The following is a 1,479-nucleotide window of genomic DNA, read 5'->3' on the forward strand; positions in this document are numbered from 1 at the left end:
CAAGGATTGGGAAAAATCCATCATCTCAGCCGAAGCCTGGATAACCATCGCCCATATCCGCATCCTTACGCGGCGGCTCGCAAGATATTGCTATCGTTGAACCCTTTTCGAGTCAGACTCTAAAGCATAAAAACCAGTCCAAGTTTTTATCCGCACCCCACCCAGGTCAGCTCTCAACGCAAATCAACACCCATCTTGTCCGAGGATGATTTGCATGACGTGACCGAACTCTTGACTATGAAGCGGCGCCGCCGCCGCGTGGTTGAACGGTGCGGAAATCCCATATGATACGGTAATTCCGCGCGACGGGCGTTTGCCCTCAACTGGAAAAGCTAAAGAAGAGATAGTGGACTGCGCGCGTCAGTCGCGGACAATCTCTCAGTTGCACTTGATTTGAGATTCGCGGTCTGCGGAACCTCAAATAAACCGCCGGTCAAGTAAGGTACGGTCGCATTCTCACGTTTAATATATAAGTGCCAAACGTCGCGAGATGATTGACAGAATTCAAAGAATTGGGATATCGATGCTATCTCCGATGTGATTAAGTCTAAGATATTCTTACGTTCTTTGTTTGGCTCTCCTGATCATGCGTGTATTGCTAGTCTTTTCTGTAGTTTTGACGTTTGCTGCTGTATCCGCTCACGCGGACGAGGTCAGCGTTAGAAACGAAGGCCCCGCAGCTATATATAAACTATATGCTTGGCCGGATGATCTCCTGCCGCGGTCCACAAATTTACTGAATATGCCGCTATCGCCCGGTGAAACGCAGATCGTTACCGTTGATAACGCGTGGAACGATTGCTCATTCATGTTTGAGGTCGACCTCAATAATCCTTCGACCCCGGCAAGGCGCATTAAGAAAAAGCTGGTCCCGATATTCACGGTACACAATATTTGCTCGACGGCTCCTAACGTGATCGATTTGAACAATTGAATAGTATTGCTGCGCGCTGGAGTTGCAAGGTAACGTCCAGAAATATTTCGAGCGCTATGTCGCCGAGCCGCTTAAAAGGTTGAGCTGCCGGCGCTAACTCCTACCAGCACGCCGATGTCGTCCCGAACAAAAGAATATAAAGCTTTTTATCGAGTACCGACAATGGCCCCGAAGTAATCACAACTGCCGAATACACAGATTGAATTGAGCGAGGCTATAGTATAGTCCTTTGTTGTGGAGTGGGAATCGTTATTGCCGGACGTCAAGGAATGGTAGAAAGTCAAACAGAAAATTTTTTGCAAGAACGGCGGCGAAGCTTTAGCCGATAAACTCCACGTGAGGACCAGCCAAGTTTTCGACATTCATCGCGAAGCGGTCGCGCGGGTGTCGTATGACACTGATTTAGTCTTGGAATTTAATCTGCAAATAAATTGCGAGGGCATATGTTATCACCTGACAAGGTTTCGAGAACCGATGCGCAATGGGATGACGACGCCCGGTCAGAGTTTATTGATTTTGATAAGCTGATAGCTGTCGCAAGGCGC

General features: G+C 48.3%; 1 pseudogene. It reads left to right on the plus strand.

Annotation, left to right across the window (positions count from 1 at the left end):
• Positions 1–100, plus strand: a pseudogene (locus DTW90_RS36910) (IS5/IS1182 family transposase); the annotation flags it as partial.
• Positions 101–1,479: the final 1,379 nt, after the last annotated feature.

The sequence above is a fragment of the Neorhizobium sp. P12A genome (genome assembly GCF_008365395.1).
In the GTDB taxonomy this organism is placed as follows: domain Bacteria; phylum Pseudomonadota; class Alphaproteobacteria; order Rhizobiales; family Rhizobiaceae; genus Rhizobium.